Origin of the sequence: Amycolatopsis balhimycina FH 1894 (genome assembly GCF_000384295.1) — a bacterium.
Lineage (GTDB): Bacteria > Actinomycetota > Actinomycetes > Mycobacteriales > Pseudonocardiaceae > Amycolatopsis > Amycolatopsis balhimycina.
Genome location: NZ_KB913037.1, coordinates 2,034,811 through 2,059,596, shown reverse-complemented (window position 1 = coordinate 2,059,596; position 24,786 = coordinate 2,034,811). Strand labels below are relative to the sequence as shown.

The 24,786-nt window shown below is 70.1% G+C and carries 31 protein-coding genes and 1 pseudogene; 10 read left to right on the top strand and 22 right to left on the bottom strand.

Features of this window, described 5'->3' with window-relative positions; all coding sequences use genetic code 11:
- Positions 1-71 precede the first annotated feature (71 nt).
- Positions 72-1,016 carry a LysR family transcriptional regulator gene (locus tag A3CE_RS0108490; RefSeq protein WP_020639651.1) on the top strand — a complete coding sequence of 315 codons (945 nt, stop codon included), beginning with the start codon at positions 72-74 and terminating at the stop codon, positions 1,014-1,016.
- Between the two features lie 328 nt (positions 1,017-1,344).
- On the opposite strand, the gene A3CE_RS53360 is transcribed toward A3CE_RS0108490, so the two are convergent.
- The gene (locus tag A3CE_RS53360; protein WP_020639650.1) at positions 1,345-1,848 is read right to left on the bottom strand and encodes a hypothetical protein; all 504 of its coding nucleotides are present in this window, start codon (positions 1,846-1,848) and stop codon (positions 1,345-1,347) included.
- A 91-nt stretch (positions 1,849-1,939) separates the two neighbouring features.
- Between A3CE_RS53360 and A3CE_RS0108480 the strand changes: the two genes are divergently transcribed.
- Entirely contained in the window at positions 1,940-2,572 is a 633-nt protein-coding gene (locus A3CE_RS0108480; protein ID WP_020639649.1) for a TetR/AcrR family transcriptional regulator, read from the top strand.
- Positions 2,573-2,624: 52 nt separating this feature from the next.
- Here A3CE_RS0108480 and A3CE_RS0108475 read toward each other — a convergent pair whose 3' ends face one another.
- From A3CE_RS0108475 to A3CE_RS0108465, 3 genes are all read right to left on the bottom strand, one after another.
- Positions 2,625-3,335 carry a TetR/AcrR family transcriptional regulator C-terminal domain-containing protein gene (locus A3CE_RS0108475; RefSeq protein ID WP_020639648.1) on the bottom strand — a complete coding sequence of 237 codons (711 nt, stop codon included), beginning with the start codon at positions 3,333-3,335 and terminating at the stop codon, positions 2,625-2,627.
- A 283-nt stretch (positions 3,336-3,618) separates the two neighbouring features.
- Positions 3,619-4,326: an SDR family NAD(P)-dependent oxidoreductase gene (locus A3CE_RS0108470; protein WP_026468291.1), complete on the bottom strand. Its 708-nt coding sequence runs from the start codon at positions 4,324-4,326 to the stop codon at positions 3,619-3,621.
- A gap of 123 nt (positions 4,327-4,449) precedes the next feature.
- A complete protein-coding gene (locus A3CE_RS0108465) occupies positions 4,450-5,454 on the bottom strand; it encodes an amidohydrolase family protein (RefSeq protein WP_020639646.1) in 1,005 nt (334 codons plus the stop codon).
- Positions 5,455-5,569: 115 nt separating this feature from the next.
- Here A3CE_RS0108465 and A3CE_RS0108460 point away from each other — a divergent pair, with 115 nt between their 5' ends.
- Positions 5,570-6,454, top strand: coding sequence for a LysR family transcriptional regulator (locus A3CE_RS0108460; protein WP_020639645.1), 885 nt, complete (start codon positions 5,570-5,572; stop codon positions 6,452-6,454).
- A gap of 77 nt (positions 6,455-6,531) precedes the next feature.
- Here A3CE_RS0108460 and A3CE_RS59225 read toward each other — a convergent pair whose 3' ends face one another.
- A complete protein-coding gene (locus A3CE_RS59225; RefSeq protein ID WP_020639644.1) occupies positions 6,532-6,663 on the bottom strand; it encodes a hypothetical protein in 132 nt (43 codons plus the stop codon).
- 22 nt (positions 6,664-6,685) lie between these two features.
- Here A3CE_RS59225 and A3CE_RS53355 point away from each other — a divergent pair, with 22 nt between their 5' ends.
- Positions 6,686-7,078 (top strand): HAD family hydrolase, encoded by a 393-nt coding sequence (locus tag A3CE_RS53355; protein WP_260473814.1) that lies wholly within the window; start codon positions 6,686-6,688, stop codon positions 7,076-7,078.
- Positions 7,079-7,085: 7 nt separating this feature from the next.
- Here A3CE_RS53355 and A3CE_RS58405 read toward each other — a convergent pair whose 3' ends face one another.
- From A3CE_RS58405 to A3CE_RS0108425, 8 genes and pseudogenes are all read right to left on the bottom strand, one after another.
- Positions 7,086-7,313 carry a Rossmann-fold NAD(P)-binding domain-containing protein gene (locus tag A3CE_RS58405; protein WP_245589461.1) on the bottom strand — a complete coding sequence of 76 codons (228 nt, stop codon included), beginning with the start codon at positions 7,311-7,313 and terminating at the stop codon, positions 7,086-7,088.
- Positions 7,277-7,582: an SDR family NAD(P)-dependent oxidoreductase gene (locus A3CE_RS58400; protein ID WP_245589460.1), complete on the bottom strand. Its 306-nt coding sequence runs from the start codon at positions 7,580-7,582 to the stop codon at positions 7,277-7,279. Before A3CE_RS58400 ends, A3CE_RS58405 begins: the two co-directional genes overlap by 37 nt.
- Positions 7,583-7,607: 25 nt before the next feature.
- Positions 7,608-7,784: a hypothetical protein gene (locus tag A3CE_RS59800; protein WP_020639642.1), complete on the bottom strand. Its 177-nt coding sequence runs from the start codon at positions 7,782-7,784 to the stop codon at positions 7,608-7,610.
- Between the two features lie 176 nt (positions 7,785-7,960).
- A complete protein-coding gene (locus A3CE_RS59795; RefSeq protein ID WP_020639641.1) occupies positions 7,961-8,425 on the bottom strand; it encodes a hypothetical protein in 465 nt (154 codons plus the stop codon).
- 46 nt (positions 8,426-8,471) lie between these two features.
- The gene (locus tag A3CE_RS0108440) at positions 8,472-9,326 is read right to left on the bottom strand and encodes an alpha/beta fold hydrolase (RefSeq protein WP_020639640.1); all 855 of its coding nucleotides are present in this window, start codon (positions 9,324-9,326) and stop codon (positions 8,472-8,474) included.
- Between the two features lie 17 nt (positions 9,327-9,343).
- Positions 9,344-10,195, bottom strand: a complete 852-nt coding sequence (locus A3CE_RS0108435) for an alpha/beta fold hydrolase (protein WP_020639639.1) — start codon at positions 10,193-10,195, stop codon at positions 9,344-9,346.
- A gap of 90 nt (positions 10,196-10,285) precedes the next feature.
- Positions 10,286-10,534, bottom strand: a pseudogene (locus A3CE_RS0108430) (AMP-binding enzyme); the annotation flags it as partial.
- A gap of 67 nt (positions 10,535-10,601) precedes the next feature.
- Positions 10,602-11,186, bottom strand: a complete 585-nt coding sequence (locus A3CE_RS0108425) for a TetR/AcrR family transcriptional regulator (RefSeq protein ID WP_020639637.1) — start codon at positions 11,184-11,186, stop codon at positions 10,602-10,604.
- A 75-nt stretch (positions 11,187-11,261) separates the two neighbouring features.
- On the opposite strand from A3CE_RS0108425, the gene A3CE_RS0108420 reads away from it, so the two are divergent.
- The gene (locus A3CE_RS0108420; protein WP_245589459.1) at positions 11,262-12,341 is read left to right on the top strand and encodes an NADP-dependent oxidoreductase; all 1,080 of its coding nucleotides are present in this window, start codon (positions 11,262-11,264) and stop codon (positions 12,339-12,341) included.
- 158 nt (positions 12,342-12,499) lie between these two features.
- Here A3CE_RS0108420 and A3CE_RS0108415 read toward each other — a convergent pair whose 3' ends face one another.
- Both A3CE_RS0108415 and A3CE_RS0108410 read right to left on the bottom strand, forming a co-directional pair.
- Positions 12,500-13,099 carry a hypothetical protein gene (locus tag A3CE_RS0108415; protein ID WP_020639635.1) on the bottom strand — a complete coding sequence of 200 codons (600 nt, stop codon included), beginning with the start codon at positions 13,097-13,099 and terminating at the stop codon, positions 12,500-12,502.
- Positions 13,100-13,119: 20 nt separating this feature from the next.
- Entirely contained in the window at positions 13,120-13,392 is a 273-nt protein-coding gene (locus A3CE_RS0108410) for a hypothetical protein (RefSeq protein ID WP_026468290.1), read from the bottom strand.
- A gap of 209 nt (positions 13,393-13,601) precedes the next feature.
- Here A3CE_RS0108410 and A3CE_RS0108405 point away from each other — a divergent pair, with 209 nt between their 5' ends.
- Positions 13,602-14,393 (top strand): hypothetical protein, encoded by a 792-nt coding sequence (locus A3CE_RS0108405; protein ID WP_020639633.1) that lies wholly within the window; start codon positions 13,602-13,604, stop codon positions 14,391-14,393.
- A 27-nt stretch (positions 14,394-14,420) separates the two neighbouring features.
- Here A3CE_RS0108405 and A3CE_RS0108400 read toward each other — a convergent pair whose 3' ends face one another.
- The 3 genes from A3CE_RS0108400 to A3CE_RS0108390 form a co-directional block, all read right to left on the bottom strand.
- Positions 14,421-14,639, bottom strand: a complete 219-nt coding sequence (locus A3CE_RS0108400; RefSeq protein ID WP_020639632.1) for a hypothetical protein — start codon at positions 14,637-14,639, stop codon at positions 14,421-14,423.
- Between the two features lie 428 nt (positions 14,640-15,067).
- Complete coding sequence (locus tag A3CE_RS0108395; RefSeq protein ID WP_020639631.1) at positions 15,068-15,292, bottom strand: hypothetical protein; 225 nt, start codon at positions 15,290-15,292, stop codon at positions 15,068-15,070.
- 21 nt (positions 15,293-15,313) lie between these two features.
- Entirely contained in the window at positions 15,314-15,715 is a 402-nt protein-coding gene (locus tag A3CE_RS0108390; protein WP_020639630.1) for a cupin domain-containing protein, read from the bottom strand.
- Positions 15,716-15,858: 143 nt separating this feature from the next.
- Here A3CE_RS0108390 and A3CE_RS0108385 point away from each other — a divergent pair, with 143 nt between their 5' ends.
- Positions 15,859-17,055, top strand: coding sequence for a low temperature requirement protein A (locus tag A3CE_RS0108385; protein WP_043790751.1), 1,197 nt, complete (start codon positions 15,859-15,861; stop codon positions 17,053-17,055).
- 14 nt (positions 17,056-17,069) lie between these two features.
- Positions 17,070-18,110 (top strand): ferritin-like domain-containing protein, encoded by a 1,041-nt coding sequence (locus tag A3CE_RS0108380; RefSeq protein ID WP_020639628.1) that lies wholly within the window; start codon positions 17,070-17,072, stop codon positions 18,108-18,110.
- A gap of 11 nt (positions 18,111-18,121) precedes the next feature.
- Here the strand turns inward: A3CE_RS0108380 and A3CE_RS50465 are convergent, their stop codons facing one another.
- From A3CE_RS50465 to A3CE_RS0108360, 4 genes are read right to left on the bottom strand one after another with little or no spacing between them, the layout of a single operon-like run.
- Entirely contained in the window at positions 18,122-18,784 is a 663-nt protein-coding gene (locus A3CE_RS50465) for a sigma-70 family RNA polymerase sigma factor (protein WP_020639627.1), read from the bottom strand.
- Positions 18,784-19,725 (bottom strand): hypothetical protein, encoded by a 942-nt coding sequence (locus A3CE_RS0108370; RefSeq protein ID WP_020639626.1) that lies wholly within the window; start codon positions 19,723-19,725, stop codon positions 18,784-18,786. Before A3CE_RS0108370 ends, A3CE_RS50465 begins: the two co-directional genes overlap by 1 nt.
- Positions 19,722-20,192 carry a hypothetical protein gene (locus A3CE_RS0108365; protein ID WP_026468289.1) on the bottom strand — a complete coding sequence of 157 codons (471 nt, stop codon included), beginning with the start codon at positions 20,190-20,192 and terminating at the stop codon, positions 19,722-19,724. The genes A3CE_RS0108370 and A3CE_RS0108365 overlap by 4 nt, the downstream gene beginning before the upstream one ends.
- On the bottom strand, positions 20,192-21,406 hold the full coding sequence (locus A3CE_RS0108360; RefSeq protein ID WP_125591688.1) for a macrolide family glycosyltransferase: 1,215 nt from the start codon (positions 21,404-21,406) through the stop codon (positions 20,192-20,194). The genes A3CE_RS0108365 and A3CE_RS0108360 overlap by 1 nt, the downstream gene beginning before the upstream one ends.
- Positions 21,407-21,572: 166 nt before the next feature.
- Here A3CE_RS0108360 and A3CE_RS0108355 point away from each other — a divergent pair, with 166 nt between their 5' ends.
- Together A3CE_RS0108355 and A3CE_RS0108350 are read left to right on the top strand one after the other, a co-directional pair.
- Complete coding sequence (locus A3CE_RS0108355) at positions 21,573-21,971, top strand: CBS domain-containing protein (protein WP_020639623.1); 399 nt, start codon at positions 21,573-21,575, stop codon at positions 21,969-21,971.
- 44 nt (positions 21,972-22,015) lie between these two features.
- The gene (locus A3CE_RS0108350; protein WP_020639622.1) at positions 22,016-24,778 is read left to right on the top strand and encodes a helix-turn-helix transcriptional regulator; all 2,763 of its coding nucleotides are present in this window, start codon (positions 22,016-22,018) and stop codon (positions 24,776-24,778) included.
- Positions 24,779-24,786: the final 8 nt, after the last annotated feature.

Sequence of the window (24,786 nt, the reverse complement as noted above, 5' to 3'; positions counted from 1 at the left end):
CTGCGAGAGGCCGGGAAGTGCCACAATGGGAACTTCGGCACACAATCATTGCTGGAAATGGAATTAACCAGGTGAACAGCTCTGATCCGGTCATCGACGCCAACCTCGCCGTCGCGCTCGACGCCCTGCTGACTGAGCAGAGCGTCACGCGGGCCGCGCTCCGCCTGCACACGTCTCCCGCGGCCATGAGCCGCACCCTCGCTCGCCTGCGCCGCATCCTCCAGGATCCCCTCCTGGTCAGGGCGGGACAGAGCATGGTCCCCACGCCGCGCGCCCAGGCGATGCGTGACGAGGCGGCCGCGGTGGTGCGCAGCCTGAGTTCGTTGCTCAGTCCCGGGACGGTGGTCGAACCTGCCACCTTGCGTGCCACCTTCACCCTCCAGGCTGCCGACCTCGTCGGAGCGGCGATGGCGTCGGGCCTGCTGCACCTGGCCCGGCGAGAGGCTCCGGGGATTTCGTTGCGGTTCCGGGCAGAGGAGCTGGAGGCGGGGACAGCGCTCCGCGACGGCCGGATCGACCTCGAGATCGGATCCATCGACCACGTCGATCCCGAAACCCGGGTCGAGGAACTGCTCACCCTGCGGATGATGGCCGCCGTCCGGCCCGGTCATTCCCTGACCCAGCAGCCGCTGACTCCGGCGCTGCTCGCTGCCGCGGACCACGTCGCGGTCAGCCGCCGCGGCCGGTTCACCGGTCCGCTCGACACCGCCCTCGCCGAACACGATCTTCGCCGGCGGGTGGCCGTTGTCCTCCCCAGTCACCTGGCCGCGATGGCACTCGCCGCCCGCAGTGACGTCGTGTGTCTGGTGCCGGCGGCGCTGTCCGGTGCGAGCGTCTCACTCCTCACCACTGACGCCGTCGCACTCGGACTGTGCCTGCTCGACATCCCGCTGTCCTTGCCGCCGCTGACCATCGGCATGGCCTGGCATCCCCGCCAGTCCGCCGACGGAGCCCACCGCTGGCTCCGCGACGCCGTCCGCCGGACATTTCGCGCACCGGCGGGACCGACCGCCTGACGGGCATCGCGAAACTGTGCCTCCAGTGCGTCCCGGAGGAGGCTCTCGTTGACTGCCCGCCACCACGGGCTGCCGCCGGGTGCCGCGTCCGGCGGGTTGAGGACGCCGCGGCGGATCTGCCAGCGCATGAAGGCCAGCTCCGCGCGGCGGTATCGGCCGATGGCGCGGTCGCCGTCGTAGAACCGGGCGGCCATAGCCAGCCGGCCCGGCGGATCGTCGCGGACCGCGGCCACGGCGTCCGCGGCCTTGCGCGCTGCGGGGCACGTGCCGGGCACGGCACGGCGCCGACTTTCCGATTCGGCGACGGCAGCGGCCTGGGTCGTGGTCGTCATTCGCCGGCCCGCGAATTCTGGTCGATTCTCGCCTTCCGGAGGATGTCGTCGGCGAAAAGCTGGGTTTCTTCGCGGGTGTGCGCGCGGATCGCGAAGCTGAGCGCGGACAGGCCGCCGAGGACGCGCAGCAGTGGGGGCAGCGTCAGTTCGACGGCGCACCGGAAGTCCGTGGTGTCCGCAGTTCTGGCGGTCGCGGACATCGTCCAGCGGACCTGGATGGTCGCGGGGACGAGGTGGAACAGGTAGACCCGGCTGCGCTCGGAGAGCATTTCCACGTGGTGCGGCGTGGCGGTGACCTCGCGGTAGTGCAGGACGATCAGGTGTCCGCCCATGGCCTCGACGTTGACCATGCCGCGGACGCCGTCTTGAACGAAGACGCCGGCGGCGCGGTGGCCCCGTGAGCAGGCCTGATAGTCGGTGTCGGAGAGGGCGAAGAGCCAGTTGGCCAGGTCGATCCGTTCGATCGGGGCGGTCAGCGTCGTGTGTCCGGTGTGCTTCATGGTGTAAGCGCCTTTCCAGGTTCGAGTGGTTATCGTTAAACGACTGTAAGGTGAACTGTGCTGCGAGAAGAAACAGTTGTAAAGTGCCGGCATGACACCGACTGCGGAATCTCAGCGCAAGCCCAACCCGCGCGGTGCCGGCGCGCGGCTGCGTGACGAGATCGTCGAGGCGGCCACCCGGCTCGTCGAGAACCGTGCCGATCCGTCCGGCATCACGCTGCGGGGCGTGGCTCGCGAGGCCGGGATCACGGCACCGTCGATTTACGGCCACTTCGGCAACCTCGATGCGGTCATGGACGCGGTCGTCGACGAGTGTTTTGGCAGGTTGTCGGCCGGACTGGAGGACACGCTGCCCTTGTATGACGATCCGGTGCGGCGGTTGCGTGCGCTGTGTCGTAGTTACGTGTCGTTCGGGGTGGGCAATCCCCGGCTCTACCGTTTGTTGTTCAGTCGGGACCGGCCGGTGGAAGCCGGCCCCGTGGCCCCGAAGCCGGTGGAGACGATGCCGGGCGCGCGCGCCTTCGGTCTGCTCGTGCAGGCCATCGACGCGTGTGTCGCGGCCGGCCGGTCGATCAGCATCGACCCGCAGGGTGACGCGACGCTCCTGTGGACTGCGCTGCACGGCTACGTCAGCCTGCTGCACTCCGTGCCCGACTTCCCGTGGCCGGTAAGCGAGAACTTGCTCGATCAGTGCGCCGGGCGCCTCGCCTGCATCACACCTTGACGAGCAACCAGGGCGTGTCAGGGGCGACGCCCCGCCGTGTCCGCGCGGTTCCTCAGCGGTGTGTGCGGAGGATGCGGTGCGTCAAGCCGTCCAGGATCAGCGCCAGTCCGTCCTCGAACGCCGAGTCGGGATCCAGTACCGGGAGTCCCGAGCCGGGGTCCGGGCCGTCGCCTCGGTGGGACTCCGCCTGTTGCTCCAGGACGCTGCCGATGGTGAAGTGGTTGCACGACATCATCGCCACCTGGGCGTCGCGCTCAGGCACGCCGGATGCGACGAGGAACGCCATTTTGTGGTGGATCCGGGAGAGGTCCGGTTCTCCCGGGAAGCTGCCGGCGTGCAGCCGCGCGCCGTCGCGGTGCATCAGCAGCGTTCGCCGGAAGCTGCGCGTGTTTTCGAGGAACCACTCGCGCCAGTCGTCCGACGCCGTCGGTAGCGGGGCCGTCGCGTGCGGAGCCATCGCGGCGTGGGCCATGGCGCCGAGCAGTTCTTCCTTCTTGCGGAAGTGCCAGTACGGCGACGGCTGCTCGACACCCAGCCGCTTCGCCAGCCCCCTTGTGCTGACCGCGTCCAGGCCGACCTCGTCCAGCAGGTCGAGCGCTTCGGCGATCACGAGCTTCACGACCCGAACGGTGGCCGTGTCGCTGATCTCCACCGTGGTGCTCTCGTCCGGGACGCCGACGGCAGCCGCGACCGCGCGCACGTAGTCGCCCAGGCCACGTTCGAGAATCCGGGTGTCGGGTTCGGGGTGTTCCGTGCCCGCCACGCTAGAGGGCCACCGATCGGCGTGTCTGACGCCCGGCCGATCGGCGCAGGAAGAGCCGGTGATCGTTCGGACAGCACTGTTTGAAGCGCCATCGACGGGCTACTCCCCCTGGCGCTACGGCACGTCCGCGACCGCGCTCGCCAAAGGTTTCCGGCACGCCCACATGGATTGGCTGTTCGGCAGGGCGGAAGCAGCGAAGGGCCAGGCCGGCGTTGGGTTGGCAGTGTCGCCGATGGGCCGTGGCCGCCGCCTGCCGCCACGGCCCGAGAGTTTGTCTATCGAGTCAGCCGACCTGGGGGTGGATCTGCTCGACGCGGTCGCGTTCGGTGTACATGTCCCAGTAGTGCGCGGCGAGGTCGTCCGGGTCGACGAGCGGGCCAGCCGTGTCGGGCATCGCTGCGGCGGCCAGCTCGCCCATCTCGCTGCCCGCGATGAAGGCCGCGATGGAGAGGGTGCCGGCGTAGGCGCCGATCGCGACGAGTTCGCCGTTGAGGGAGTACAGCCAGTTGCGGGCGGCCGCCATGAGCGGGCCCACGCCGCTCATGTAGGGCCGCGGTTGCACGGCCGTGTGGCCGGTGGTCATCAGGAAGGCGCCGTCGCCGCGCTCGGTCCACTCCGGCAGCACGGCGCGGACCACTTCGACGGGGGTGAGCAGCAGCAGCGGGCTGTCCTTCTCCAGGGTGGCGGCGTCCAGCTTCGTGGCGGGGGAGAAGCTCTGCTCGCCGCTGATCGGGCCGTACTCGATCACGTCGATGCGGCCGAAGCGGTCGCGGATGGCCGCGATCAGGTCGGGGACCTCGGTGGGCCGGGACAGGTCGGCGGGGAAGCCGGCGGTCTCGATGCCTTCGGCGGTGAGCTGCTCGACGAGCGCGTCCAGGCGGCCCTTGCCTCGTGCGACCAGGGCGACACGGAAGCCCTCGCGGGCGAACCGGCGAGCGACGGCGGCGCCGAGGCCGGGGCCGGCTCCGAAGATGGCGATCACTTGGGACACGGGAGCTCCTTCTGATTCCTACGCTTTGTGCGTTGCCCCGTGATGGGGCAGTATGGGAGACGATTGGCGGAGAGCTCTCCACTGGTCCAGACCTATCGCGCGCCGACCGCGACGCGGGACCAGTCACTGGATTCGGTCGAGCCCGAGCAGCTTGTCGGCGTTGCCGTGGGCGATCTTGTCCTTGTCTTCGCCGGACAGGTACGAATCGGCCAGGAACGGCACGGCACCCTCGTTGCCGATCATCGGGAAGTCCACGGCGTGGATGATCCGATCCACGCCCACGGTGTCGACGCAGTAGCGCAGCTGAGCTTGGCTGAACATCCCGCTGGGCGTGATGAACACGTTGTCCCGGAAGTACTCCCGGAAGGTCCGGTCAAGCCTGGTCAACCGCTGGGGCAGGGCCTCGTCCAGCCGGTCGAGGTAGAACGGGATGGACTCGCCCCAGTGGCCGAGGACGAACTGCAGATCCGGGTAGCGGTCGAGCACTCCAGCCAGGATCAGGTGCAGGAAGTGCACGGCCGTCTCCTGATGCCACCCCCACGCGGGCAGCCGGAAGAACGTGGACACCGCGGGTGAGAGCCGGCCGGCGTAGTTGGCCTCGCTGACCGCCAGTGGTGGCGGGGCCGGGTGCAGGTAGATCGGCACGTTCAGCTCGCTCGCGGCGCGCAGAATCGGGTCGAACCGGGGCTCGTCCAGGAACTCGCCGTCGGTGCGGCCCATGATCATGGTGCCCACGAAACCCAGTTCGCGGACGCAGCGGCGCAGCTCGTCGGCCGCCGCGCCGGGCACGGCCGTGGGCAGGGTGGCGAACGCGGCGAACCGGCCCGGGTAGGCCTTGACCGCCTGGGCCGCGGTGTCGTTGGCCGCCTTGGTCAGCTCTGGCGCCACGTCGGCCGGCAGGAACGTGTTCTGGCAGGAGAGCACCTGCGTGGTGATGCCGTTGCGGTCCATGTCGGCGATCCGGGCGGCGCCGATGTCCGGCAGCAGGTGCCTCAGCTCGGTGTAGGGCACCCCGGCGCTCGGGTCGAACGCGGTCGCGTAGCCGGGGACGAGTTCGGTCATGCCCGGCGCGCTGGCGGCGGACACCGCCGGGTCGGACCAGTGTTCTTCGAGCGTGACGATCCGCATTGCTCTCCCTGCTCATCAACGATCTTCGGTGGGCACCTCCACGATGGCCCCGGCAGTCGATAAGCTCAAACACTTGTTTCTGATGCTACGATCAGTACGGCTGATAGGAGCTGGGATGGAGCTGCGGCACCTGAGGTACTTCGTCGCCGTGGCCGAGGAGGGCGGGTTCAGCCGGGCAGCGCGCCGGCTGCACGTGGTCCAGCCCACGCTGAGCATGCAGATCCGCGACCTGGAAAACGAACTCGGCGGACCGCTGTTCGACCGCGGCTCCCGGCAGACCCGGCTCACCCCGGCCGGTCAGGCGTTCCTGATCGAGGCCCGGCGGGTGCTGGCCCAGGCCGAGCGGGCACAGGTCGCAGCACGGCTCGCGCTGCGCGGTGAGACCGGTGCGGTGCGGATCGGCGTGGCCGGTGCCGTGGTGTTCGGCGGCATCCTGACTGCCCGGATTCGCGCGTTCCACGAGGCCAGGCCGCTGGTACGGATCGAACTGCGGGAAGCCGGGCCGGAGACGCAGCGGGCCGCGATCCTCGCCGGCGAGCTGGACGTCGGCTTCAGCGCACTCCCGGCACCGCTCAGCGAACCTCTGCTCACCTCCGCCCCGGCCAGTTCGGTGTCGTTTCTCGTTGCGCTGCCCGCCGGACATGTTCTGGCCGGGCACGAGACGCTGACCGCGGAGCAGATCTCCGGAGTGGAATTGGTCGAGTACACCTTCGACGACGGCCGGGGCGACCTGGTGTCGGACTTGTCGCGGCTGGCCCGGCTGAAGCTGTGGCCGGCGTCGAGCCGCTTTCGGGCGGACAGCACCCTGGGTGTGCTCGCGCTGGTCGCCGCCGGGGTGGGCGTCACGGTGGTCCCGGCCGGTGTGCACCGCGCCGCCGTGCCCAACGTGGTGTACCGCCCGCTCGCCGAACCCGGCCTCACCACCGGCTTCCACCTGTTGCACCGGACCACGGAAACCGCCCCGGCCGTGGCCGCCTTCCTGGACACCGGTGAGGGTTGACGAAGTCCTTGGCCACTTCAGGCGGACAGCACAGCATCGCTCGACGCGGGCGAGTTCGCCAACGCCTGGCGCGCCGGCTACGTCCCCGCCCTGCGGCGGGTGATCGACGGCGAGCTCGGCTGGACCAGCTCGACGACCTGCACCGGATGATCCTCGACGACGTCCTCGCCGAGTTCGGCCTGCCCGACGTGCCCGACGAGGAGCGCCACCGGCTTACCCTGGTGGCACCGGCTGGACCCGTGGCCCGACGCCGTGGACGCCCTCACCCGGCTCAAGGCCGAGTACGTCGTCTGCTCGCTGTCCAACGGCAACGTCGCCCTGCTCACGCACGCCGGGCTGCCGTGGGACTGCATCCTCTCCGCGGAGACCTTCCGGCGATACAAGCCCGAGCCCGAGGCTTACCACGGCGCCGCGTCCGTCTTCGACGTGCTGGAGGCCGACGTGATGCTGGTCGCCGCCCATCACGACGACCTCGCGGCCGCACGCTCCTGCGGGCTGCATACCGCCTACGTGGAGCGGCCGCACGAGTTCGGCCGGGACGCCCTGAAGGACGTCTCACCTAGCCTGGGCAACACACTGCACGCCCGCGACCTCGGCGAGCTGGCCACGCTGCTCGGCTGCTGACCGGGATTCAGGGCAGCTCGGGGTAGATCGCCGCGACACCGCCGGCCAATGCGGCCTGGGCCTGGCGGGAGGCGTTGCCGCCCAGGATTTCGTAGGCGCCGGCAGCGATCCCGTCGATGGCGATGTCGGCGGGGTCGGACTTTTCCGAGTCGACGTCGCTGACCATGTCGGTGTCCATGTAGCCGACGTGCAGCGCGGTCACCCGGATGCCCTGGCCGGCCGGCTGCAGGCGCACGGGTCGCTGGTGAGCAGGTCGGCGCGGGGTGGCGAGCCGGCGTTGTTGATCAGGACGGTGACGTCGCCGGTGGTCTGGGCGGCGGCCTCGACCGAGGCCGGGTCGGTGATGTCGATGGCGATCGGCTTGACGCCCGGCAGGTCGATTCGGGCGGGGTCGCGGGCGCCGGCGTAGACGGTGGCGCCGCGGCCGAGCAGCTCGGCGGCGAGCGCCCGGCCGAACCCCCGGTTGGCGCCGGTGACGAGGACGGTGCTGGCGGAGAGATCCATGAAGACTCCAAAGGGGGTGAAAGCGTCAGAGACGGACGATCATCTTGCCGAGGTTTTCGCCGCGCTTCAGGCGGAGGAACGCGTCCGGGGTGTGCTCGAGGCCGTCCACCACGGTCTCGTGGTAGCGCAGCCTGCCGTCGCCGATCCAGCCGCCGGCCTCTCGGACGAAGTCCGGCTGCAGGTCCAGCTCCTCGGTCACCATGAACGCCAGCAGCCGGGACCGCGTGACCGATCGCGGCTTCCAGGTGCTCGCCGCCGACGTTGTCGAAGAAGACGTCGATGCCCTCCGGTGCCGCCTGGGCGAGCTGCTCGGCGACCGGGCCGTTCTTGTAGTTGAACGCAGCGTCAAAGCCGTACTCCCCGACCAGCAGCTTGGCCTTACCGTGTCGCCTCCTCGATCTCAGCGAACCGCTTCAGCCCCACGTAGGCGGTGAGGCCGGGGACGCCGAGCACGCCCAGGTAGGCGGACAGCGGCGCCAGGTCCGGGTCGGCTTTCTGCGCGGCCGCCGCGTCCAGCACCGCGTGGTCACGCCAGCCGAGGACGTGCACCACGTGGTCGCCGGGCGCGAACCTCTCGGCGTTGGACGCCAGTACCCGGCCGACCGCGGGCCCATCCATCGGCTTGCCGAACTCGTACGGCTCGATATAGGACTTCTTGTCGCTCATCCGGCCCCGCATGTACGGGTCGACCGACAAGTACTCGTTCGTGACCAGGAGCTGCCCCGGACCGGGGGCGGGCAACGCCACCTCGCGCAGCGCGAAGTCCGACGGCACCGGCCGCCCCGGCGGGCGCGCCTGCAGGTGCCACGCACGGGCGGTCGTGGGCAGGGATTGCTCGGACATGAAATCGAATCCTCTCGGCTCGGACGTTATTGCTGGGGAACAGGTGCTATCGCGCGAGGAATTCGAGGGCCTTGGCGACGAACTGGGCGTGGAACTGGAAGATGCCGCCGTGGCCGGCGTCGGGGTAGATCACCAGTTCGCTGTCGGGCAGGCGCCGCGCCAGGTCGTGGGAGTTCTTCGTCGGCACCATCCGGTCGTGGTCGCCGTTGGCGACCAGCACCGGCTGGCGGATGACCGAGAGGTCGGACGGCTTTTCCAAACCCCACCGGTGGATGGCCTTGAGCTGGGCGACGTAAGCCCTCAGCGCGATCGTCTTGTCCCGGTCGTTCTTGCGTTCCTTCAACCGCGCCAGGAACTCCTTGCCCGCCCGCTTGCCGTTCGAGGTCCGGGTGAAGAAGAGGAACTGCTTCGGGTCCTGCAGCGTCAGCAGCGCCCTGACGGTGTCGAGGTTCGAAATCCTGGTGACGTTCTTGATGCCCTCGCCCCCGGCGGGGCCCGTGCCGGCGATGACCAGCTTGCGGACGAGGTCCGGCTCGGTCTGGGCGATCACTTGGGCGATCATGCCGCCCATCGAGAAGCCGAGGAGGTCGACGTTCGTCAGGCCGAGCGCGCGGATGAAGGTGACCGCGTCGGCCGCCATCCCCTGGATCGACTTCGGGGTGGTGCCGGTGGTCGCGCCGACGCCGCGGTTGTCGAAGGTGATGACCCGGTGGTGCGCGGCGATGCCGTCGACGACGCGGGGGTCCCAGTTGTCCAGGACCGCGGCCAGGTGGGTCAGGAAGACGACCGGGACCCCGGTCTTCGGGCCGAGCTCGCGGTAGGCGAAGTCGACGCCGCCGGCGGAGACGGCGCGGGTCGGCGCGTCCTGATAGGACGAGACGACGTCTTGGTTGTTGTTCATGGTTTCGTCCTTGTCTTTCAGTGGGCCAGGAAAAGGTCGACCTGGGCGGCGAACTCGTGGATGTGTTGGAAGAGGAAGGCGTGGCCGGCGTCGCTGTAGAGGATCAGTGTGGAGTCGGGGACCTGTTCGACCGCCTTGTAGGAGCCGAGGGCGGAGATCATCACGTCGTGGATCCCGTTGGCGTACAGGACCGGCTGGCTGATCGCCTGCAGCTGAGCCTTCAGCTGGTCCCAGTCCACGGCCAGGAGGCGTCCGACAGCGGCGAGCTGCCCCTGGGCGGCTTCCTCGGTGACCGGGGGGCCGCCCGCTTCGAGGCGCTTGGCGACCTTCTCCAGGTGCTCGAGCCCCGCGGCGCGGGCCGGTCCGGTTTCCGGGTAGAAGAGGTAGAGCAGGTCTTCGGCGTCGGCGTCCGGCTTGGCCATGATGGACAGCACGCGTTCGTCCATCCCGGGAGTGCCGGGCGCGAGGCCCGGTCCGCTGCTGCCGGCGACGACGACCTTGCGCACGAGACCGGGCCGGCGGAGCGCGACCAGCTGCGCCACGATGCCGCCGAGTGACCAGCCGAGCAGGTCGGCCTGCGTCAGCCCGAGGGCCTCGATGAACTCGATCGCGCCGTCGGCGAAGCCTTCCGCGGTGTCACGTGGCTCGCCGCCGGTGTACCCGATGCCGACGTTGTCGAAGATGATCACGTCGCGGTCCGCGGCGAGGTGGTCGACGAACTCCGGGTCCCACCAGTCGATGGTGCCGCGGAACCGCATGAGCAGGACCAGGGGCACACCTCCGCGCGGACCGGTGCGGCGGTAGGTGAATACCGCGGAGGGACCCGCGACGGTGTGGTTCTCGAGAGTGTCAGCCGTGTACGTCGTCATGTTTATATTATGACCATACTTCAATGCGGGGTGCAAGCGCCCATCGGCCCCGGTGGGTGATGCTCGCCTGCGGCTCGAGGTGGAGCAGGACTACGGGGCGGCGGTATGACGTGCCCGCAACTTGGGTTTGTCGATCTTGCCCACCGCGTTCTTCGGGACGACGTCGAGCACGATCAGTGACGTCGGCCGCTTGTGGCCGCGGAGGCTGCTCGCGCAGCGGGCCTGCAGCGCAGCGGGATCAATGGTGCTGCCGGGGCGTGGTTGCACGTAGGCGACGACGACCTCTCCCCACTCGGCGTCGGTCACGCCGATCACGACGGCCTCGAGGATGGCCGGATCGCCGGTGAGGACGTAACTTCGTTACAATTTGGGGGCAACCTTCGCCTCTTCGCGGCCCGGCCGCACGTCAGCCCTCGGAAGCGTCCAGCACGGTCAGCGCGTTGCGGATCCCCTGCTTCAGGATGTCGTCCGAGAGTTGGCGGTCGGCCAGGGCGCGGGCGAGCTGCAGGGTCCCGACCATCAGGGCGTAGATGCTGAGGGTCTTGTTCCGCGCCGACGGCGGGTCCTGCGGCGCCAGGCGGGCGGCGATGTCGTCGATGACGGCCAGCACGCTGCCGGTGTAGGTCTCCTTCGTCGGATCCGTGCAGCGGCTGATCTCGTCCAGCAGTGCGGCGGACGGGCAGCCCTCCTCGGGTGTGTCGCGGTGCTCGGGCGAGAGGTAGGTGCGCACCATCCGCTCGACGCCGTCGCGGCCGGGCGGGAAGGAGGTGAGCCACTCGCGCTGGCCGCGCAGCTGCTCGGAGACCACGGTGGCGACCAGGTCCTCTTTGGATTCGAAGTGGGCGTAGAACGCGCCATTCGTCAGACCTGCGTCCTTCATGAGCGTGGCGACGCCGGAGCCGTCGATCCCGTCGCGCTTGAGCCGGCGTCCGGCCGTATCGATGATCCGCTGCCGCGTCGCCTGCTTGTGCTCCTTCGCGTATCGCACCACGCGCGCCTCCACTCATCGGACTGATACCCCATGTTAGTACGATCATAATCTAAGTTCGGCCAGCACCTTGCACGCATGCTCGCCAGACCATATTGTAGTATGGTCATAATCTCAAGGTGGGTGGCTGACATGAAGGCGTTTATCGTCGATCGCTACGGCAAGAACGGCAACACACTGCGGGCCGGCGACGTGCCGGAGCCCGCCGTCGGCGAGCACGACGTGCTGATCCAGGTGCACGCCGCCGGCGTCAACGCCCTGGACTCGAAGATCAGGGACGGGGAATTCAAGCTCTTCCTGCCCTACCGGCCACCGTTCGTCCTCGGCAACGACGTCGCCGGCGTCGTGGTCCGCACCGGGGACCGCGTGCGCGAGTTCAAGCCCGGCGACGAGGTCTACGCCCGGCCCGACAAGGACCGGATCGGGACCTTCGCGGAGTTCATCGCCGTCCACGTAGACGACCTCGCTCTGAAGCCGAAGCGGCTCACGATGGAGGAAGCTGCTTCCCTGCCGCTGGTCGGCCTGACTGCCTGGCAGGCACTGATCGAACTCGCCCACCTGCGCAAGGGACAGAAGGTCTTCATCCAGGCGGGTTCCGGCGGTGTGGGGACGTTCGCGATCCAGCTGGCGAAGCACCTCGGCGCCACCGTCGCCACGACCACGAGCACCGCGAACACCGGCCTGGTCGAACGCCTCGGGGCGGACATCGTGATCGATTACCGCAAGGACGACTTCGAAAACGTCCTGCACGACTACGACGTGGTCTTGCACAGCCTCGACAAGGAGGCGCTCAACAAGTCCCTGCGGATCCTGAAACCCGGCGGCAAGCTGATCTCCCTCTCCGGCCCGCCCGACCCGGACTTCGCCCGGGAAATGGGAAAGCCGTGGATCCTGCGCCCGGCAACGCGCGCGCTGAGCCACGGAATCCGGACCGCGGCCGAGCGCCGACAGGTGGACTACTCGTTCCTCTTCATGCGTGCCAGCGGGGCCCAGCTCCGGGAGATCACCTCCCTCGTCGACGCCGGCATCATCGAGCCGGTCGTCGACCGCGTCTTCCCCTTCGATGCCACCAATGACGCCATGGCGTTCGTCGACAGGGGACGTGCCAAAGGCAAGGTCGTCGTCACTGTCCGTCCAATGAAGACGGACCTTTCATGACAATGCTGTCTGACTAAAGGAGCCAGACCATGGCGATCAGCCCGGAAGCAAAGTGGTCCCTTCGGCGCGTCGAGCGGCACGGGGATGGTGGTGCCGCTCGCATCGCGCCGTTCCAATGGGACGAGGGCAGCGGTCATGGTTTCCCTCCTCTCGGTTGATCAGTGCTGGCAGTAGGTGCTCAGCGGGGCCTTGGCTTTCCGGTAGAGGGTGACCAGGGGCATGCAGGTGCCGCAGCTGCCGTGCAGCTGGCAGCCGGTGCAGCCGCCCTGGCGCAGCAGCAGCCGGTCCGCGATCCCGCCGAGCCCCGTTAGGCCTTCCTCGAGCAGCGGGACCTGAGGGTCGCGGCCGACTTTGCAGATGCTGGCCATGCCGTGCGGGTCGACGTGGAAGAACGTGTGTCCGGCGTTGCAGCCGGTGAACGGCTTCCGCTTGCGCAGGTACTCCTGCGACTGCGCTGGGAGGCTTTCCGTGCCGCCGTAGATGGTGGGCGAGACCGCCGTGAACAGCTTGTCGATCAGTGGTTCGCCGCCGGTGAGTTGCAGCCATAGCACCCCGGCGTCCGCGAGCAGCTGCAGGAGACGTTCCCGATCCGGCCAGCGGCGGCGCGCCGCGTCGACCAACCAGCCCGGACAGAGCTGCCCGGACGCGGTGGATGCCAGCTGCTCCCATGATCTCACCGGCAGCCGGATTCCTGACTCGCTGCCGGGACGGAGGAGGAGGTAGTCGTCGAGGAAGGGGCTGGTGATGAGCTCGAACACGGGTGGCTCCTTCTCATGGGTCAGCCGGTCGGACGCTCGACGGATCGGCTGTACTCGACGGCGGCGATCGAGGCGTGGATTTGTTCGGCGGCCGGGACGGGCAGGGCGGCGTTGACGACGACGGTGAGGCTGCGACGGCGGATGTCGATGAAGAGAAGATCGATGTCGGTGGCCTTGCACAGTTCGTGCAAGGCGCCTTGCCAGTACACCTGGTCCGGTCCGTTTGGGTGGTGAATTGATAGCCAGCGCAAACTCTGGAGACGCGTCGTCGACACCGCGCCGCCAAAGGACACTCCTCATCGGCCTGGACGCAGCGGCGCGTGACGGTGAACCGCGCCACGTTGTTTCTGGTAGCGCTGACGCTGGTTGATTTTCACAGACGGTGGGACCCGTCGGATCGCGTCCAGCAGAGGGCTCGCGGGCCCCGTTGCTCTGGAGCGGGCAGGATGTGGTGCAGGGGAGTCGTGCTTGTCGGACGCGCGACCCGAGGATTGGACGCGTGATGGGACGCTTGTCGGTGTTCACCTTCCAGTACATCGCCATCGACACGGAGGCTGGTGTTACGCCGGAGGAGTTCGAGACCTTCGTGCGTGGTGAAGGCGTTCACCTGCCCTTGTACCCGGCGTGGCGGTGGACTCTGCTGCGCGGGTTGCGTGGAGAGCGGACCGGGCAGTACCTGATGTTGTACGAGATCGAGAGCGCCGAGCAGCGTGATCGCTACGTCACGGCCCGGGGTGAGCAGACCGAGCTGGCCCGGCTGTTCTGGGCGCGGCACCCGGAGGCGGAGGCGGTGCTGGCGCGGTGGCGGCGGCTGGGCACGTTCGGTGAGCTGCCGACGTTGTTCACCGACTACCGGCTGCTGGCCGACAATCCGCGGAGCACGGTCACGCCCGGCCCCCGCTACCGCGACCGCCCGGGGGAGGAGCCCGTCGCCCGGGTCGTCGGGATCCACAACCTGGCGTTGCGCGCCGGTGTGACCGAGGAGGTGTTCGACCGCTTCATCGCCGAGAACCACCACCGGATCGACGACTACCCGGACTGGCGGTTCCACGTGCTCAAGGGCGAGCGGGGCAACCGCCTCGACCAGTACGTGATGATGATGGAGATCGCGAGCTTGGAGGCGTTGGACGTCTTCTACCCCGAGCCCGACATCGCCACCGGCGAGGCTGCGGAGTTCGCGGCTGCCCACCGTGACACCAAGCAGATGTACGAGGAGTGGAAGCAGCTGGCTTCGTTCTCGGGCTCGCCGCAGATCTACACGGACTACCTCGCCGTCGCGGAGAACCCGGCGTAGTCCCGCAGGACTGGGACGGGCCCGGGATCAGGTGGTGGTGAGGTGGTGGGTGCGGAGCCGGTCGAGCATGGCGGTGGTGATTTCGGCGCGGGTGGTTTCGTTGAGGATCTCGTGGCGGGCGTCCGGCCCGGCGACGCCCCAGGGGGCACCGTGGTGGCGGTGATGACCACGGCGACGCCCCTGAACCAGGTCATCGCCCAGGTGAGCGCGGCCAGCGCAGCGGCGCGCCGCGTCGGCTCTGCTCACGCAGATCGAGCCGGTGCCTCAGGCTCGGCCCGACATCACCGACATGGTGGTGAAGACCGTCCGGGAGGTGGTCGAGACCGAATCTGATGCCGCATCGAGGCTCCCGGCCGTCGCCGCCGCGCGTGCTGGCCGCGCATGGGTTCGTGGACTCCACTTTGTTGACGACGACCTTGATCAACTCGTTGACGAAGACCGTCCGCGCCGACATCGCAGTGGATGACCGCCGGGAAGCTCTGCGGTCCTCTGCACGGCCTCGAACCGCTGGGCTACGCAACAAAATCGGCCAGCCTCCTGGGTTCTCGCCGAGTGATCGACTTCGGCAAGCGTCGTTGACGTAGCCGGACCGCCGACGACGAACCCGGCCGGCGGTCCGATGTACATCGCCAATCCCGCTGGCGAGCGCCGCTGCCAGGCGTCGATCGGCTGGTTCACGAATACCCACCTCCGGGGTTCGGAGACGTGGCGTCCTCCACCACCGTCACCGCGTCGAGAAGACCATGCAGGCCGATTTCGTAGCGTTCTTCGTCCACCGGATCGGACAGCCACTCGGTGGGCGGCGTGTCGGAGACCTTCTCGCGACCCGACTCCGCGATGGCCAGCTCCACCTTGATCTCGACTTCGAGTCCGTGCAAGGAATCGTCCGGGTTGCTCATCGCTGCTCCCTGGTGTCCCGGTCAGGCCGGCCGAGGGGCGCGGCGGTCGCGGCGCCGGGCCAGTTCGTCTTCGTCCACGAGCGTGATCATCGATCCGCCGGGTGGGCACAGCATCGTCACGACGAAGCGGACCGGGATGTCGTCGCGGTTGTTGCCGTCCTGGTAGTGGATGACGTCGCCGCCCGGCTCCCAGAACGCCTCGCCGGCGCGCACGATCCGCTCAGGCTCGCCTTCGAGCTCGAACCGCATCTCGCCTTCCACCACGTAGCCGAATGCCGGGCCGGAGTGCCGGTGCGGCGGTGCGCCGCGGTCGCCCGGCGGGTACTCGATGACCACGGTCATCGCGTGCGCGCCGGCCGGGATGGACGGTGGTTCCACTTCCTGCAGCATCGTGAGTGCGTTCTGCCAGGTGGTGCTGGTCATGGCGAATCCTTCCGTGACGACTGGTTCGTCGGCTAGGACCGGGCAGCCCCCGCTGGCGTGACAGCCACGGCGGAATTCCCCGCGTGTCACGGATCGGGACCGTGCCCGGTCCTGGGGGCAAGACCGACCGAAGGAGCGAACCGGTGCCGGCAGAGAGCAGGATCCGGATCCGGGTCCGGATGAGCGCGCGTCCGATCGACGAGCCGTACCGCAGTTCGAGTCAGCTCGAGTTGCTGTTCGACCTGATCTTCGTGGTCGCCGTCGCGGCGGCTACCGACGAGCTCGCGCACGGCATCGCCGACGGGCACGGCTGGGCCGCGCTCGGCGGCTTCCTCCAGGTCTTCTTCGCGATCTGGTGGGCGTGGATGAACTTCACCTGGTTCGCGTCCTCGTACGACACCGACGACGTCGCGTACCGGTTGCTGACCATGGTGCAGATGACCGGGGTGCTGGTCCTCGCCGCGGGCGTGCCGGCCGCCGCCGGTTCCGACTACCGTGCCGTCACGGCCGGCTACGTCCTCATGCGGATCGGGCTGGTCGCGCAATGGCTGCGGGCGGGTGTCGAGGACACGGCGGGCCGGCGGACCGCGTTGCGTTACGCCGCGGGCATTTCGTTCCTGCAGGTGTGCTGGGTGGCACGCCTCGTGCTCGCCGAGACGGGGGTTGTGCCGCCCGCCCTCCTGCCCGCGCTGTTCGCCGTCCTGGTCGTCCTGGAACTTGCGGTGCCGCGGTGGGCCGAACGGACCGGGTCCACGAACTGGCATCCGCACCACATCGCCGAGCGCTACGGGCTGTTCACGATCATCCTGCTGGGCGAGGGCGTCCTCGCGGCGAGCAGAGGTGTCCGAGGGGCGCTCGAGAGTGCCGAGCTCAGCGGTCCGCTGATCACCATCGCGGTCGCGGGCCTCGTCCTGCTCTTCGCCCTCTGGTGGTTGTACTTCCTGGAACCGGCCGGTGCGGGGCTCGACGATCGCCGCGACCGGTCCTACCTGTGGGGCTACGGCCACTACGGGATCTTCACGGCGCTCGCGGCACTCGGTGCCGGTCTCGAGGTCGCCGTCGAGGACACCGGACACGGCATTTCGGCGTCACCGCTCGCGATCAGCTACGCCGTCGCGGGCTCGGCCGCCCTGTTCCTCGTCATGCTCGGGCTGGTCCACTCGCCCATCGTGGCGGAGCCCGTGGTCCGTCCCGTCGCGATTCTGGCCTGCGTCACCGTCGTCCTGCTGCTGCCCCTCGCCGCGCCGCGATTCGGCGTGGCCGTCGTGGTCGCGGGCATCGCGCTCGGCTGTGCCCTGCTGACCGCTTTCGCCGTCACACCGAAGTCGAAACCGAACTGAAGAATCGAGGTTCCATGTCGGACACGCACGCCATCGGCACGATCGACGATCTCCGGCGCCATCTGCAGTGGGCGATCGAGCTCGAGCACGCGACCATTCCCCCGTACATGTGTGCGCTGTACTCCTTGGACCCGGCCCGCAATCCCGAGGCCGTGCACGTGCTCGGCACCGTGCTCACCGAAGAGATGCTGCACCTGGCACTGGCCGCGAACCTGCTGAACGCGGTGGGCGGCTCGCCCAGGCTCGACACCCCCGAGCTCCTGCCGCCGTATCCGCATCCGCTGCCCCACGGCGACCGGTCGGTGGAAGTCCACCTCGCCCCGTTCGGTGCCGAGGCCCTGGAGCTGTTCCTGAGCATCGAGCGGCCCGCCTCGGCGGACGCGCCGCCCCAACCGGACGAATACCGGACGATCGGGCAGTTCTACGCCGCCATCGAGGCGGGTTTTCACGTGCTCTGCGAAGAAATCGGCGAAGCCGAGGTCTTCTGCGGCGCCCCGGAGCGGCAGCTCGGCGAGGGCCACTTCAGCGGTGGCGGCGGCACCATCATCCCCGTCCACGACTTGAAGTCCGCGTTGGCGGCGCTGGCGGAAATCGTCGAACAGGGTGAAGGCGCCGCGCGCACCGAGGTGTGGGACGGCGACCGCGACGTCTACCACCCCGATCACGACGAGGTCGCGCACTTCTACCGCGTCCAGGAGCTCCGCGCCGGCCGCCGCTTCCAGCCCGGCGATACCCCGCAGACCGGGCCGACCGGCGAGGAGATCGCCGTCGACCGGGACGGGGTGCTGCCGATGCGGCCCAACCCCCGGACGAGCGACTACCCGGAAGGCAGCCCGGTCCGCGTCGCCCAGGAGGAGTTCAACCAGACCTACAGTCTCCTGCTCTACCTGCTGGAGCAGTCCTTCAACGGCGAACCGGGCCAGGTGAAGCAGGCGGTCGGCGTGATGTTCACGCTGCGAGCGCAGGCGGTGGCGCTCATGAAGCTGCCCAGCGGTGACGGGCGGACGACGGCGGGCCCGGCCTTCGAGTACGTGCCACCCGAAGACCGGACCTGAAGCCGCACCGGTCATCCCGCGGCCGCGAGAGGGGAGCGCGCGGAGCCGGTGATGACGTCGTCGCGCAGGACGTGCTCGAGGCGGGCCACGGCGCCGTCCTGCGCGGCGTCGAGGAAGACCCGGACCAGGCGGTCGCACTCCACCGCCTGGACCGGTTCGCTTCGTCGGCCGGCGAGGTGTGCGCGAGCTCGCCGGGCCAGCTGGCGCGCATTGGCGTTGCTGATCGCGAGCGTCTCGGCGATCTCGCCGAACCGGTAGCCGAACGCCTCCCGCAGCACGAAGACGGCGCGTTCGGCCGGAGACAGCCATTGCACCAGCAACTGGACGGCGTACTGGAGGTCTTCGAGCCGTTCGCTCGCCTGCGTCGGGTCTTCGGTGCCGGGAATTCGTTCCGGCAGCTGATCCCCGACGGCGATCTCGCGGCGGAACCGGGCAGAGACAGCGACGTTGAGCGCGACGTTCGTCGTGACCTTCACGAGGTACGCGACCCGGTCGTGCACCCGCGCCCGGTCTGTGCCCTGCCAACGGATCCAGACCTCCTGGACCACGTCCTCGGCATCGGCCGCCCGGCCCAGCACCCGGTAGGCGATGCCGAACAGGCGGGGCCGGACGCTCTGAAAATCCTCCGCTGCATCGACCGTCGCGGAAACGACGTTGACGTCGGACATGCCCATCACGGCCTTCCTGTTCTGTGGGGCGATCGGCGGCCGCACGCGAAGGCGCGGACGAGCGCGATGACGGTGGTGGCGGTGCGGTCGAGATGGCTGCGGCCGTCGGGCAGCAGAGCGGTCGGGCTGAGGTAGCTGCGTGGCCCGACGTGCGTGGCCGGGTCGAGCCGGCACACGGTGATCTTCCCGGCGCGGCGGGCCCGGTTCCAAGCGCTGCCACGCACCAGCGGCCAGCGCTGGGGGAAGATCCACGTGCCGGTTCGCTCGATCCGGTCACTCGCACTGGTGAGCCGGTAGAGGTGCTGGGCCCGGGTGAGATCGCCGGTGCCGTTGTGAAACCCGCCGAGCGTGATCAGCAGCAGCGGGGCACGCAGCCGGGTGTGCAGTTCGCCGGCCGCGCCGGTGGCGACCTGGGCCCCGCCGCTGTAGCTGAGCAGGACCACCGGGACGCCGGTGCCGCGCCGGTAGCCGGCGTGCCGGAGCTGGGCGGCGATCTGGGCGCCGATGGCCCGGTTGTAGAGCGGACGGTAGCGGTGGTCGGCGGCGACGAAGGTCTGCATGACGTTGTGCAGGAACAGCATCAGCCCGGCGTGACGGCGCAGCCATACCCACACCGGCCGGTCGGCGAGCGGCTCGCCCAGCGGCGAGTAGGGCTGCACCTGACCCAGCACCCGCAGTTCCGGCGCGCCGGCGAGCAGGGCCTCGACCAGCCGCCCGCCGTCCCGGGTGTCGCGGGCGCGGCGTTTCCCGATGCCGTCCAGGTAGACCAGATAGGCGGCCGGGGGACGGTCGAGGGCCGCGCCCCGGGCGAGGGGCACGTCCTCGGGGAGTTCGGTCGTGGGGGCGCGCCAGCCGGCGCCGTAGGTCAGGACCTCGTAGCGGGCCAGCAGGCCTTCGGCGAGCAGGACCAGCCCGAATCCGCCCGCCCAGAGCAGGAAGCCGTTCATACGGCCACCTCGGTCGCGGGGATCCGCATGACGAGCCGCCGGACGGCCGCCACCGTGACCGCGAGCCCGGTCCCGGCGACCGCCAGGCACCCGGTGGCGGGCCACCAGCCCAGTCCGATGGCCGCGGCGAGCGGTCCGGCCAGCCCGGCGCCGACGCCTGCGAAGAGCAGCAGGTGGAGCAGGGGTCCGAGCATGGGGAAGGCGAGGACGGCCGTGAGCGTCAGCGGGGCGAGCAGGCCCGGTGTCCACAGGAACGCACCTGACGACGACGGCGCCGCCCCGGCCAGCGTCCACGCGGTCAGCGGCCACAACGCGAACACGGCACCTTCGACGAGGCCACCGGCCAGCAGCCACCCGGCGACGGCGGTCCGGGACAGCCCGGGCCGGCGCACCACGAGCGGCAGGATGCGCCCGGCGGCCTCCGAGCACCCGGCGAGCAGCAGCAGGACGACGATCGCGGGGGACATCACGCAGCCCTGCGCTGGGCCGCGTGCAGGAACGGCTCGAGCTCGTCGGCAGCACGCCGGTAGCCGCCGGCTTCGTGCTGGGCCGCCTGCAAGGTGGTCGCGGCGGCCCGGAACCGGGGTTCGCCGACCAGGCGTCGCGCGAGGGCACGCACGGCGTCCTCGGTGACGTCCTCGGTGCGGATCGACAGGCCGGCCCCGAGTTCCGTCACCCGAGCGGCGACCACCGGCTGGTCGGCGCCCTGCGGGACTACCAGCATCGGCACTCCGGCGTACATGGCTTCGTTGACGCTGTTCATCCCGCCGTGGGTGACGAGCAGCGCTGCGCGGTCCAGTACCTCCGGTTGCGGCACGAACCGGCGGGCGATCACGGTGGCGGGCAACGGGCCCAGCGCGGCCGGATCGGTCTGGCCGGTGGAGACGACGACCGTGCCGCCCAACGGGGCGAGGGCGGTGGCGAAGGCGCGCAGCAACCGGGGCGCGGTGCTGAAGATGGTGCCCAGGGAGGCATACAGCACCGGCTCCCGCAGCCGGTCGAGCGGGAACGCCGGGTCCGCCGGGCGGGCACCGATGCTCGCACCGACGAACCGGTAGGACTCGTCGAATTCTTCGGCGGCGGGCTGGAAGGCCCGCGAGGTGAAGACCAGGTTGCGGCGCTGGCGGATGTTGCCCAGGTCGACCGGCGGCAGCCCACGCGTGTCGTACCGGTGGTGCAGTTCGCCACGCGCCCGCAGGTAGCCCACGAGGTCGTGGGGCCGCGACGCCGCCAGCAGGCCCCATGACCCGCGGGTGGGGCTGGGCACCTGTCGGTTGAACGCGAACGTGGTGAACGACGACACCGCCGGCACGCCGAGTTCGCGGGCGGCGACGGCACCCCACGGGCAGGCGCTGTCGTGGACGATTAGCCGGGGCTGGCCAGCTCGCAGGTCGGCGAGCACGGCGGGCAGCAGCTCGACGGCGGCGCCGGCGAGCGCCGCCACCAGCCTCGCCGGCGTCGGTGGGTCGGGAAGTGGACGGTCACCTCCCGGGTAGAGGCACACGGTCGCGCCGGTGGCCTCGACCTCCGCGCGGAACGAGGGTGAAGTGTGATAGCTGACGGCGTGGCCGCGCCGGACGAGCTCGGCCACGACCGGCAGGGTCGGGTTGATCCGCCCGTGCATCCCAATGGAGAGGAACGCGATCGTCCTCTTCGGACTGTGCTGGTCTCGTGGGGGCATGGATCCACCGTCGTCCCGTGCGGCCCCTGGTCGCGCCCGGGTGAGTCCCGGGGGAAGCACGACCAGGGACCGTGTCACGAATCCGGCGGCCGGCCGGTCCTCCGAGTGACCGCGGGCACCGGAACCATGGCCGGTGCCCCTTCCACCGCCAAGGATCGGAGTCGTCATGAGCACGCACACCGGGCTCCAGACCGTGGGGCAAGTCATGAGGCAGCCGACGATGATCGAACCGGGCGCCCACCTCGCCGCGGCCGCCTACGTGATCGAACACCGGCACGATCCCGCGCTCGTGGTGGTGACGGACGACACCCACGTGCCCGTCGCCATGATCACCGACGCCGAGATCACCAGGGCGGTCGCGCACCGCCGGAACCTGGAGAACACCCGGGTCAGCGAGGTCGCCAGGACGAACCTGGTGCCCGTGCGAGCCGATGCCACCGCCGAGGACGCGGCCCGGCTGATGGTGTCCCAGGGTGTCCACCACCTGCCGGTCGTCGACGATCACGGGCTGGTCGGGATGGTCGACCTCCGCGATCTCTACCGGGTGAGCTTCCCGGCCCCCTGAGCGAGACCCATGAGGGTGCCCCTCATGGCATTACAGTTCGCTTGGTGATCTCGAGCAGCGATTCCCGGCGCGGGCTGCGTGGCCGGCGTGACGAGTGTGCGGCGCTGGATCGGCTGCTGGCGGACGCCAGGTCGGGCCGGAGCCAGGTGCTCGTCCTGCGCGGCGAGGCGGGCATCGGCAAGTCCGCGCTGGTGGAACACCTCGTGGCGAACGCGGCCGGCTGCCGGATCGCGCGCGCCGCCGGCGTCGAGTCGCAGATGGAGCTGGCCTTCGCCGGGGTGCACCAGCTGTGCGTGCCGATGCTGGGGGAGCTCGATCGGCTTCCGGACGCGCAGCGGGCCGCGCTGTCCGTCGCGTTCGGGCTGAGCACGGGGAGCGCGCCGGACCGGTTCATGGTCGGGTTGGCAGTGCTCAGCCTGCTGGCCGAGGTCGCGGAGGACGAGCCACTCGTCTGCGTGGTGGACGACGCCCAATGGCTTGACCGGGTGTCCGCGCAGACGCTCGCCTTCGTCGCGCGCCGGCTGCTGGCCGAACGGGTGACGCTGGTGTTCGCGGTGCGGGCACAGACGCTCGGCCCGGGCGAGGATCCGCTGGTCGGGCTGCGGGAGCTGGTGGTCGGGGGCCTGCGTGACGGCGATGCGCGGGCGCTGCTGGATTCGGTGCTGCTCGGCCGCGTCGACGAGCGGGTGCGGGACCGGATCGTCGCCGAGGCCAGAGGCAATCCGCTGGCGCTGCTGGAGTTGCCGAAGGGGCTGACGGCGGGGGAGCTGGCCGGCGGCTTCGGACGTCCGGACGCGCGGCCGCTGGCGAGCCAGATCGAGCAGAGCTTCCTGCGTCGCTTCGCGTCGCTTCCGGCCGCGACGCGACGGCTTCTGCTGGCGGCGGCCGCCGAGCCGGTGGGCGATTTGTCGCTGCTGAGGCGAGCGGCCGAGCGGCTCGCCGTCGGTGCGGATGCCGCGGCGGCGGCCGAGGCGACCGGGCTGATCGAGCTCGGTACGCAGGTGCGGTTCCGGCATCCGCTGGTGCGCTCGGCGGTGTACCGCGCGGCGGACCCGTTCGAACGCCGGGAGGTGCACCGGGCACTCGCCGAGGCGACCGATCCCGCATCCGACGCGGAACGCCGGGCCTGGCATCGCGCCCAGGCGGCGGCCGAACCGGACGAGGACGTGGCGGGGGAGCTGGAGCGGTGCGCCGGCCAGGCCCAGGCTCGCGGCGGGGTCGCGGCCGCGGCCGCGTTCCTGCGGCGGGCGACCGGACTGACGCCCGATCCGGCCAGGCGCGGTGCGAGAGCGGTGGCCGCGGCCCAGGCGACCTTCGAGGCCGGGGATCCCGACGCGGCGCTGGAACTCATCGCCGCCGCGGAGATCGGCCCACTTGACGAGGTCCAGCACGGCTTGCTGGCCTGGCTCCGCGGCCGGATCGCGTTCGCGCGCCGACGCGGTGGCGAAGCGATGCCGTTGCTGCTCGACGCGGCCGGGCAGCTGGCGGGGGCCGGCGACGGACGAGCGCGTGAGGCGTACCTCGAAACCATCGGATCAGCGGTTTCGGCCGGCCGGCTGGGCGAACCCGGCGCACTGCGGAAGGTTGCCGAGGCCGCCCGGGCCAGCCCGCCGGGACCGCAGCCACCCCGGCTGGTGGACACCCTGCTCGACGGCCTGGCAGCGCGGCTCGCCGACGGCTACGTCCAGGGTGCGCCGTCCTTGCACCGTGCCCTGGTGACGTTCCGGAAGGAGGCCGGGGACAAACCGGACGAGACCATGCGCTGGCACTGGTTGGCCTGGCTGGCGGCCGCAGACATGTGGGACGACGAAACGTGGCACGAACTGGCCACCCACGCCGTCCGCGGGGCACGCGAGAACGGCGCGCTCAATTTCCTGCCCCTGGCCCTCAACTACCGCGGGGTTGTGCATGTGCATGCCGGAGAGTTCGAGGCAGCCGCGGCTCTGGTCGAGGAGAACAACGCGATCTTGAAGGTGACCGGCAACTCGCACCTCGCCTACGCCCGGCTGATGCTCCGGGCGTGGCGTGGCGATGCCACGACGCACGCGGTGCTCGAGGCCGGCGCCGAATGGGCGAGCACCTGGAAAGAGGGCCGTGCGAGCGCTGCGCGTCACTACTTCAACGCGTTGCTGTACAACAGTTTCGGTCAGTACCGGGCCGCGCTGTCCAGTGCGCAACAGGCGTGCGAGCACGAAGACCTGGGGATCTTCGGGTTCTCCCTCGCCGAACTGGTCGAGGCGGGCACTCGCGCCGATGCCCCCGAAGCGGCCGCGGCCGCGCTGCGCCGGCTCGAGGAGCGCGCCACCGCCAGCGGAACGGACTGGGCCCTCGGGGTGCTGGCCCGGTCGACGGCCCTGCTCAGCGACGGAGCAACCGCGGATCGCCTGTACCGCGAGTCCGTCGAGCGGCTCGCCCACAGCCGGGTCGCCGTCGATCTCGCGCGCACCCACCTGGTGTACGGCGAATGGCTCCGACGCGAGAACCGGCGCCGCGACGCGCGGGAACACCTGCACACCGCGCACGAGATGCTGCGCAGCTTCGGCGCGGACGCCTTCGCCGAACGGGCCCGCCGCGAACTCCTGGCCACCGGTGAGTCGGTACGCCGGCGCACGGCCGGGGCACGGGACGTCCTCACGGCACAGGAAACCCAGATCGCCCGCCTCGCCGGCGAGGGGAAGACGAACTCGGAGATCGGCGCCGAGCTGTTCATCAGCCCCCGCACCGTCGAATGGCATCTGCGCAAGGTGTTCACGAAGCTCGGTGTCGACTCGCGCAAGCAGCTCCGCGAGGCGTCTGCCGCCCACTGATGTCACAA

Bases quoted from the DNA above. Each gene is read 5' to 3' on its own strand.
- A3CE_RS53360 (WP_020639650.1), bottom strand. From the start codon at position 1,848: ATGAAGCACACCGGACACACGACGCTGACCGCCCCGATCGAACGGATC.
- A3CE_RS0108480 (WP_020639649.1), top strand. From the start codon at position 1,940: ATGACACCGACTGCGGAATCTCAGCGCAAGCCCAACCCGCGCGGTGCC.
- A3CE_RS0108465 (WP_020639646.1), bottom strand. From the start codon at position 5,454: ATGCGGATCGTCACGCTCGAAGAACACTGGTCCGACCCGGCGGTGTCC.
- A3CE_RS0108460 (WP_020639645.1), top strand. From the start codon at position 5,570: ATGGAGCTGCGGCACCTGAGGTACTTCGTCGCCGTGGCCGAGGAGGGC.
- A3CE_RS58400 (WP_245589460.1), bottom strand. From the start codon at position 7,582: ATGGATCTCTCCGCCAGCACCGTCCTCGTCACCGGCGCCAACCGGGGG.
- A3CE_RS59800 (WP_020639642.1), bottom strand. From the start codon at position 7,784: ATGGTGACCGAGGAGCTGGACCTGCAGCCGGACTTCGTCCGAGAGGCC.
- A3CE_RS59795 (WP_020639641.1), bottom strand. From the start codon at position 8,425: ATGTCCGAGCAATCCCTGCCCACGACCGCCCGTGCGTGGCACCTGCAG.
- A3CE_RS0108440 (WP_020639640.1), bottom strand. From the start codon at position 9,326: ATGAACAACAACCAAGACGTCGTCTCGTCCTATCAGGACGCGCCGACC.
- A3CE_RS0108435 (WP_020639639.1), bottom strand. From the start codon at position 10,195: ATGACGACGTACACGGCTGACACTCTCGAGAACCACACCGTCGCGGGT.
- A3CE_RS0108420 (WP_245589459.1), top strand. From the start codon at position 11,262: ATGCTCGCCAGACCATATTGTAGTATGGTCATAATCTCAAGGTGGGTG.
- A3CE_RS0108405 (WP_020639633.1), top strand. From the start codon at position 13,602: ATGGGACGCTTGTCGGTGTTCACCTTCCAGTACATCGCCATCGACACG.
- A3CE_RS0108395 (WP_020639631.1), bottom strand. From the start codon at position 15,292: ATGAGCAACCCGGACGATTCCTTGCACGGACTCGAAGTCGAGATCAAG.
- A3CE_RS0108390 (WP_020639630.1), bottom strand. From the start codon at position 15,715: ATGACCAGCACCACCTGGCAGAACGCACTCACGATGCTGCAGGAAGTG.
- A3CE_RS0108380 (WP_020639628.1), top strand. From the start codon at position 17,070: ATGTCGGACACGCACGCCATCGGCACGATCGACGATCTCCGGCGCCAT.
- A3CE_RS50465 (WP_020639627.1), bottom strand. From the start codon at position 18,784: ATGGGCATGTCCGACGTCAACGTCGTTTCCGCGACGGTCGATGCAGCG.
- A3CE_RS0108370 (WP_020639626.1), bottom strand. From the start codon at position 19,725: ATGAACGGCTTCCTGCTCTGGGCGGGCGGATTCGGGCTGGTCCTGCTC.
- A3CE_RS0108365 (WP_026468289.1), bottom strand. From the start codon at position 20,192: ATGTCCCCCGCGATCGTCGTCCTGCTGCTGCTCGCCGGGTGCTCGGAG.
- A3CE_RS0108360 (WP_125591688.1), bottom strand. From the start codon at position 21,406: ATGCCCCCACGAGACCAGCACAGTCCGAAGAGGACGATCGCGTTCCTC.
- A3CE_RS0108355 (WP_020639623.1), top strand. From the start codon at position 21,573: ATGAGCACGCACACCGGGCTCCAGACCGTGGGGCAAGTCATGAGGCAG.